Genomic DNA, 7977 nt, shown 5'->3' with positions numbered 1-7977 from the left:
GCTAAAGCGGCAATCGTCCAGGCGTTTGGGTCGGGATATTCGTAGTCCACGGGTGCATGTCCCGCCTCGACTGGCAGCTCGCTGCCAGTCCCACCAGTATCGATGAAAGCGGGACGGACTATCTATACCGGGTCGGGCTGCGTCTGTCCTCTCTTCGAACTCATCGCTGGAAAGCGGCCAGTGGAATTCCGCTGCCCTGAAGCGGCCAGTCGTCAGTGCGTACTCCCGACCCGTTGCGGACTTTCGGCGTAGGTCGTCGTTGAAGACTGCTCCGGAACCGTCTTCGGACATTCCGTATGGAGCCGGGGCAACATCGATCACCGCCGCCGTGTGATTGGTCGATGGTTCCGCCTACTTTCCTGCGCCCTTCACCCCATCGGCAGCTAACAAAATCCATAGGTCAATTTTGCGCTGTGTGTCCTCCGGCATTTTCGTGCGTAGAGCGGGCCAGAGCTGCCCCATGCCCTCGATTGCCTTTGCGATGAAGGGCATGCAGTACTGTAGCGGCAGCGACATTATCTGTAACGCGCCAGGATCGCCAGCGTGAGTCAGTCGCAATTGGCTCAACGCGAACGGCAGCGTATGCACGTACTGAGATAACTGCATTATCACGTTGAGGTAATAGTCGTGATTGATCCCGCTCGCCTGATTACGGTCGCTTTGGATGCGGATGTACGCGGGCGCTTCGCTAGCAGCAATTTTCTGTTGGACCTTTCTTGAAAGATTTCCGTAGAATGGATGCGTCATTGCAGCGTCACGTAGCTTTTTCGCGTTGTCTCGGAGTTGTTCAATATCCGGGCCTTCCGCTCCAATACCATCTAACATGGTCAGCCGATGTTCCTTATCGTGAAGCTCCCATAGCAGGATTCGCATTTCTCGTTCGGGATCGGTCACAGGTTGCAATGCGATATACCCCAACGCATCGAACGACTCGACGAGTGTGCGAGCAATCGCACAAGCGGCACCGATGTCCCAAAGCTCCGGATTTGAACCGTTCTGAAGCGTCGGCGAGATGCGCCGCAAACTTATTGCGTGGCAGACCATCTTCGTAAAGATAATTTCGGCAAGTTTCAGATGCTCGTCGACGACCTGTCGCCCGGTCAGACGTCCGGAGAAGCCACGGGCCTCGCCCAGAATGAGGTCGTATTCAGCCAGTATTGCGGTGTATCGGCTGACGGTCATTTGATTGTTGTTGGCCATTCAATTCGCCCATGATGAAGTCCACTCGCGCAAGTTTATCGGGTTGTGGCGTGGGCAAAATCGTCTGTTTGAAGACTGACACTAAAAGCATAATTTTCACAACGACACGTGTGCCGACGGACGCGTTTGGCCGCAATGCGTCCTACGAAGAAGCGCGCCCATCGTCTTGGGCATGCGCCTCATGTAAAAGACTTAGACCGAACCACAACTGCTGGTCGTCGTTGTGTAGTTGCGGTGACCGCTTGCAAGGTAGACCCTTGCAACTGCAACGGGGTACCTCCATATTGCTGGACACCTGCCAGGCTGCCCGCTGGCGCCTCACGTACGATGACGGCGGAGTCCGCCGTCATCGTCTATCCCACCCGTGACGGGAGTATTCCTTGACCACCGTGCTATCTTTTCTGCAACCGCAGGACGATTCGTCGCCCCTCCTCGTGCGGGCCTACCTCTCGACGTCTTATCTGTCCGGCGCAGCGCTGCTGGCGAAAAAGGCCTATGCGATCGAAAACAATCCGGATGTTCTGAAGCGCGGGTTTGGCATGGTGGAGCGCGACGAACACCACGCCTGCGCGAGCGCAGCAATCGTCATGAGTGTGCTCGGCGTCGAAGCCTTCGTGAACGAACTCTTTGCGGATTGCGAAGTCGCCGGCGGAGGCAACCTGTTTGGCCTAACCGCATTGCAGGCCCGCAAATTGGCTAAAGTCTGGCGCGAGCCCCCGCAGACGAAGAGCAAGCGGGGCGGCCAATTCCGAAGGAACGATCTCGAATCGAAGCCTTCCTTCGAGAAGTATGCCGAGGTCCTGCGCAAGCTTGAACTGCGCGAACTCGGCTTCAAATCAAAGCCGGTCAAGGCAATGCAGACGCTGATTACGCTGCGCAATGCGCTCGCGCACTACAGGCTGGCGACCAATACGGTGAGGCCGCAACACGAGCAACGGGCGCGGGATCAGCTCGAGAAGGATTTGAAGCAGTATTTCCTCGACCACGACCAAATCGACCACAACCCGGTGACCGGCCTGAACAATGGCTACTTCCCGGACCGCGTGATTGGTCACGCCGTGGCTGAATGGAGTGTGCGGACCGCCGTTGGGTTCCTCGATCACTTCCGTGACCGGTTGTCGGTGACACCGCAGACTGGGCACCGTTGGCCGACGCAGGTAATGCTAATGACTCGCTAGGGTAGGAGTGCGGTCGCGCCTGCCCTTCAGCACTACAACGCGGTCAGCGGCAAAGGTACAAACTAAGTCCGCTGTTCAATGCGGAGCAGCCACCAAAATGACTGCGTAGCGCTGACAGTGACTGACTGCTCATGGCCGATAGCACCAGTTCGATGAACACTTTGCAGAGCCGACATTGGAATCCTCAACGGCGGCTTTCCGGTTGGTGGTGTGAACGCATACTGCCGGCCAAAAGCATAGGTAATTGGGCGGTCAAGAAGGTAGTCGGACGCTCCTAAAATCGCAGAACCAACTGTGCGAAGGAGGCTGTGATGACTTACTACACTGGGCTGGATGTGTCGCTGCGTTCTGTCTCGATTTGTATCGTTGATGGCCAGGGCCAGGTAGTGTATGAAATGAAGGTCCCGGCAGAGGTGAGCGCGATAGCAAAGGCGCTTCGTTCGTTCAGCTCCGACGTTTCGACGGTTGGATTCGAAGCCGGCACACTGACGCGATCCTGACGTATGGGCTGCAGCAGGCAGGATTCGACGTGGTCTGCCTGGAAGCCCGTCAGGTCAACGCAGCGTTGAGCGCGATGCGCAATAAAACGGATCGTAACGACGCCAGAGGCATTGCAAGGATCCTGCGCACTGGCTGGTATAGCCGCGTCCATGTGAAGAGTATCGAGAGTCACCATATCCGCGCACTGCTCTCGAGCCGCAAGGCCGTTCTGAACAAATGTGTCGATCTCGAGAACGAACTGCGCGGCTTGCTCAAGGTCTTCGGAATCAGGCTCGCGATAAAAGTCCCGCACGGTGCGTATGACGGTGTGGTGCGCCCACTTATAGAGGCTGATGCATTGCTTGTCAGGGCTCTTCTCCCGCTGCTTGATGCGCGTCAGGTGCTCTACCGAACTTTCCTCAAGCTTGATAACGAAGTCAAGGCCATTGTCAGGACCGATCCAGTCTGCCAGCGGCTCATGACCGTACCCGGTGTCGGCGTCATTACTGCGCTGACCTTCAAGGCGGCCGTTGATGACCCGAGCCGCTTCAAGTCTTCACGAACAGTTGCGGCCCATTTCGGGTTGACGCCACGGCGCTACCAGTCAGGCGAAATGGACAATCCGGGGCGAATCTCGAAGGCTGGTGACCCTGATGTGCGCTGCGCGCTTTACACCGCCGCCCATGCGCTGGTCTCCCGAAGTGCCTCCTGGTGCACGCTCAAGGCATGGGGCAAGCGACTGGAAAAGAGTCGTGGGCATCGCCGGGCCGTTGTCGCCGTCGCCCGCAAACTTGCCGTCATTCTGCACAGGATGTGGATCGACGGATCTGACTTCCGCTGGGGCTCAATGGAGGCGACGGCATGATGCAAACCGCTTACCAACATTGATCCCACTGGGAGCGTCCGAAGCGTGGACGATGGTCTGGAAGAAGCCGCAACTGACTGCTGCGCCCCGAGCGCGCCCAAAAGCGAGGCTCTCCATGCCTGTCCGACCAATGCGTGCAGCGTGCCGTGATTGATGAGCCGACTGCGGAAAGAAGCGTGACCCGCGCAAACGACGTTTCCAAAACCAAACCATCGGAGATCGACCCTTGACATCACCGCCCAATTAAAGAAGCAGTCTTTCGCTGACAGCCGTGAACGGCCATTCGAAGGACCGCTCAACTTCGGTAAGGGACGTCGACCCGGTCGCAGCTTGGGCGACGAGCCACGATTTACGGCGGCTAGCATCGACCGGACGAGCCACTTCCAGTTCGGCCATGAAACGGTCATTCGACACGGAGCCACGAATCGCGGACAATCGACCATACGCCCGCCACCACCTCGCATGGATCATGAAGCAGCGTGTTCGGATAAGGCTTGTTCAGAGGCAACAAGCCGAGTGTCGTGCGGCCGACAAGCCTGCACCCGGAGCGAAGGAATATTTGGAAGGTGACTATCGGTCGCGACTAGCCGCTATCTACCGACAACACAGAGAGCTGTTCAAGCGATTAGAAGACGCGTGAGCACGAGAAGGCCACATTGGACGGCGTTCCGTCTCGTCAACACGGCGGCTGACACGCCGCACGACCGCGCGGAAGAATGTTGAGACAAAGGTAGCCTACAGCGAAGCCTTCTGCGGTAGGCGCTCCCTAAACGCGTTCGAAGCGGTGTCAATAATCTTCCGGTAGCACTCTTTGACGTGCTTATCCCGTGCACCAGGGTGGAATGTCCTAAAACACTCGATGCCATTCGACCGGAAGTGCCAAAGAGCCTTTGGCTCGACTTTCACAGTCTGACGCTCCGGAAGCACAGCTTTCAAGGCGCGATCGTACGTGTGGCCGCTACCGAAGATGATTAGATCTGGCTTAAGCAGTTCGATTTCGAACTTGACGGCTGCTATCGAAAAATCAAACAAATGATCGGAATGTCCGATCGAGGTCCTAGAGTATCCGCGTTTCGGGCGGTGCCAGTCCATCTTCATTAGGTTGTTCCAGCAAACAGCCGCTCGATCGCCTCCAGCGAACGCATCGGCGAACCGCTTCCACCGCCGCAATAACTCACTATTACCGGTGCCGCGGGCGTGTTGATTCTCATAGCGAGCCTTCGCGATGTCGATCCTGTCCGGACGCTCGTAGAAGGCTCCCAGCTTGCCACACCAACCGTTAGTTTCTTTGCCAATGAACATGACTCGGACGGGCGCATCGAGGTAAGCCTGAGATACGCTCAGGAGAAACGGCGCCGACAACTCGTGAAAATGTTGAGCCAAGCCGGACTTGGCCGCCGCAAGCGCCCCGACATAATAAGTATCCAAGACCGCTTGAACATCGTCTTTGAGCATGGTTCCACCGGATGGTATGCGTTGGCGGCGGCCCAGCCCTTCGCCTTCAGCTTTAGATTTGGCGGCAATTGTGGCATAAGTGGATCAGATGTCGGCGGAACGTACGGGCGACCCTATGGCTTTCCGCGACGGTCTCTTCTGGGTCGGGGCGGTGCGTTCGCCGTCAGCCCGGGTCTGGCCACGAACGGTCCTTCACAGTCGGTTGGCGAACACCTGCTGACGAGCGATGAGCCGCCATTTGGCGAAGTGACGGATCGAGAAGTGCCGCCTAGTACGAGCGATTCCGCCAGGACGTGGAAAAGGTCAAATTCCGGATAAACTAAACCTCGACCGGTGACGGAGCCATGAACCCGTGCAGGCGAGTCACGGATTGCCTAAACTCATATGGCTGCCCCAAGATTCGGCGGGTGCCTGCACACGCACCGAGCGAGACAGTCAATGGCCAAGCTATCCGCTGCGATCATGGTTTCGGTGCTGGTAATCCTAGCGCTGACCTTTCTGCTCATCCAAATGGACTTGGTAAGGGCTGAAACGCTCCGTTTCTTGCCCCCGCTGATTGCACTGACGATCGCCGTCGAGATTGGAGTCGCAGTTCTACGTAAAAAACGCAAGTGAGACGTGAGCGCCACGCAAAGTGAGAACAATTTCGCATCATATTCTCGTCCCCAGTGTCCTTGCCCTCGCTTGTCTGACAGGCGTCGTTTGTGAAGCAGCACCAGCGTCCAGTCCCACGGCCACCACAGCGGGGGCTGCGTCCGTTCTGCTCGACAGCGTTACCGGCATAGTGAACTGGTTCAACAACCTGAACTCGCAGTTCGATGCACTCACTATAAGCGCGCAGCGCGGACAGCTGGAGCGTGCGGTCGATCAGCTGCGCAAAGGTCTCTATGCGCTGGAAGCCGACAGCCAGAACCTGCTCGACAGGATTCCGGATGAACGCCCGACTGGCGTTGAACGGGACAGCCTATTGGCTCTGGATCGAAAGTTAATGAATGAGGTCAATCAACTTCGCCGGGACCAGCGTGCAGTGGGCGCAGATATCCGTCTGAACGATGGGACTGATGCGGACGAAAGCGTTACCGGTGGACTGGCAAAGAGGGGGGCCGTCTTGTCATCTGTCGAGCATCAACTGGGGTCGACCACTGTGTGGGACGCCAATGCAACCCGGGCTTCCTTAAAGCAGGGAATTCTCGCGGTTCGAAATGCGCAACAGGCTGCCACGGAATTCAGGAAAAAGCTTGCCGCGGCGCCGTAATAATAGTTCGTGTCCCTCACGGCCGCTTCGGAGCGCAGTGGTGACATTCGCAGAAACTAACTGAGGGGCAGGAGCGGGTCGAACTGAGCCAAAATACACAAGGCAGTAGCCGGCCATTTTTTGCCGGGCGCCTATACGACAAAGCAGTCATTCGAGCGGCAGGTGTACATTCGAAAGCCGTCGGATGCACTATGTAGCATCTACCCTACTCCCAGACGTTCAGAATCCGCTGGCCAACAAAGGCACTCACGCACAGCGCCCAAGCCATTCGATAAGGTTTGGGTATTCGTGAATGCGCTGCGCCACAAGCCGCGTTCTCATGAGCAGGTCGACCTGACAGGAAACCGAAATGTCAGCGACTGATTTCGCGGTACTCGCGAGCCACTGGTTTTGCGAGAGGAGTATGTCAATCGACGCGAGATGCGTATCAAGCCGCTTGAGCACGTTCGTCAACGGTTGCCTGCCGAGTCCCTGATTGCGAAGTTTTCTCCGATACATACCTTTAACGGCAACTCCGACTGCGAAGCGTTCCCAGCGTGGGCGGCCCAAACAAAGGGCTTGAATATGTTCGCTCAGCGCGATCGGGTCACCCATTTCCAACGTTGCCATCGTGTACCAGAAGAGCGACTCATCAGCCCAGTCTTCTATCAGCATCGCGAACGCGCGCGATTTTGGTTCCATTGGCATGACCGATGGGAGAGGGACACGGGCTTCCAGAAAAGCGACAATGTCCGTGCTGTCCTGTACACGTTCTCCGTCAAAGTCTAGGACTGGCAATTGCCCGACAGGTGAAAGCGATGCCGCCTTGCGACCAAGCAGACCGTTATAGTCCACCACCGAATATTCGATCTCCTTGTGCCGCAGCACCTTTCGCACCTTCGCACAGAACGGGGACCTCTCCCATTGATGTAAGGTAACAGTCGACATCAGCGCATTCTCCCTTGCCGCACAAGCGGGTCTCTAGCTGTCCGCTGCGCTCTTGCTAACTAGCCCGCTTGCTATGCCCGCGGTACGGCCCCGCGGTGTCACTCAAAAGTACGAGGCCGTGACGGTGGGAGATACCCCGATCGCTCACCATTCAACACCGAAGCACAACGCCAGCCGTGAGACCGAGACGACCGTAGTTGTGGTTCGAATGAAGTTGGCGCGTAACTGCCTGAGGGCCAAACGTCGGGTATGTGAACCAGTATAGGATGGGCGGCCGAGCAACGAAGACCCATTTTTCGGAACCGGGGGCCACGATGCCAGATGTCACGACGGCCGTTCCGCCTTGAAACCTGCCGTTGAGACCAGACTGGCCCGAATGGCAGCTCCGGGTCGCGTGCTGTCGATCGCAACCGTGCGAGGGTCGGGGGGCGTATGCCGATTGCATAAGGCAGTGGTCGGCCAAAAAGCGACGTTCGCTCACGCAACTAGAATTGAAAATCATCTAGCGGGCCTCCTCCGCCGCCCTGATGGGTGGCGGGGTTAAAGTGAGTTTGCCAACAGCGCTTTAACCGGAAGGAGGTCCATCATGAACTATAGCGGCATTGACCTGCATTCGA

Annotated in this window: 6 protein-coding genes and 1 pseudogene; 4 read left to right on the top strand and 3 right to left on the bottom strand. The window is 57.3% G+C overall.

The annotated features are described in order from the left end of the window. Positions 1–351: 351 nt before the first annotated feature. Positions 352–1200, bottom strand: a complete 849-nt coding sequence (locus C0Z16_RS36570; RefSeq protein WP_146014417.1) for a hypothetical protein — start codon at positions 1198–1200, stop codon at positions 352–354. A 380-nt stretch (positions 1201–1580) separates the two neighbouring features. Between C0Z16_RS36570 and C0Z16_RS36565 the strand changes: the two genes are divergently transcribed. Next, the gene (locus tag C0Z16_RS36565; RefSeq protein WP_102636796.1) at positions 1581–2378 is read left to right on the top strand and encodes a hypothetical protein; all 798 of its coding nucleotides are present in this window, start codon (positions 1581–1583) and stop codon (positions 2376–2378) included. A 311-nt stretch (positions 2379–2689) separates the two neighbouring features. Continuing rightward, positions 2690–3723: pseudogene (locus tag C0Z16_RS36560) on the top strand (IS110 family RNA-guided transposase). Between the two features lie 735 nt (positions 3724–4458). Here the strand turns inward: C0Z16_RS36560 and C0Z16_RS36555 are convergent. Next, on the bottom strand, positions 4459–5178 hold the full coding sequence (locus tag C0Z16_RS36555; protein ID WP_102636795.1) for a uracil-DNA glycosylase family protein: 720 nt from the start codon (positions 5176–5178) through the stop codon (positions 4459–4461). A 438-nt stretch (positions 5179–5616) separates the two neighbouring features. Between C0Z16_RS36555 and C0Z16_RS37980 the strand changes: the two genes are divergently transcribed. Both C0Z16_RS37980 and C0Z16_RS36550 read left to right on the top strand, forming a co-directional pair. Beyond that, positions 5617–5793, top strand: coding sequence for a hypothetical protein (locus tag C0Z16_RS37980; RefSeq protein ID WP_158244584.1), 177 nt, complete (start codon positions 5617–5619; stop codon positions 5791–5793). Between the two features lie 169 nt (positions 5794–5962). Further along, entirely contained in the window at positions 5963–6433 is a 471-nt protein-coding gene (locus C0Z16_RS36550) for a hypothetical protein (RefSeq protein WP_102636794.1), read from the top strand. A 246-nt stretch (positions 6434–6679) separates the two neighbouring features. On the opposite strand, the gene C0Z16_RS36545 is transcribed toward C0Z16_RS36550, so the two are convergent. Then, positions 6680–7360 carry a glutathione S-transferase family protein gene (locus tag C0Z16_RS36545; RefSeq protein WP_102636793.1) on the bottom strand — a complete coding sequence of 227 codons (681 nt, stop codon included), beginning with the start codon at positions 7358–7360 and terminating at the stop codon, positions 6680–6682. Positions 7361–7977 lie beyond the last annotated feature (617 nt).

This window comes from Paraburkholderia rhynchosiae, assembly GCF_002879865.1.
Lineage (GTDB): Bacteria > Pseudomonadota > Gammaproteobacteria > Burkholderiales > Burkholderiaceae > Paraburkholderia > Paraburkholderia rhynchosiae.
The sequence above is the reverse complement of the archived record's forward strand: the minus strand, read 5'-3'. Positions and strand labels throughout refer to the sequence as shown.

Excerpts from the sequence above, each read along its gene's own strand:
- C0Z16_RS36570 (WP_146014417.1), bottom strand. The coding sequence starts at position 1,200 with ATGGCCAACAACAATCAAATGACCGTCAGCCGATACACCGCAATACTG.
- C0Z16_RS37980 (WP_158244584.1), top strand. The coding sequence starts at position 5,617 with ATGGCCAAGCTATCCGCTGCGATCATGGTTTCGGTGCTGGTAATCCTA.
- C0Z16_RS36545 (WP_102636793.1), bottom strand. The coding sequence starts at position 7,360 with ATGTCGACTGTTACCTTACATCAATGGGAGAGGTCCCCGTTCTGTGCG.
- C0Z16_RS36555 (WP_102636795.1), bottom strand. The coding sequence starts at position 5,178 with ATGCTCAAAGACGATGTTCAAGCGGTCTTGGATACTTATTATGTCGGG.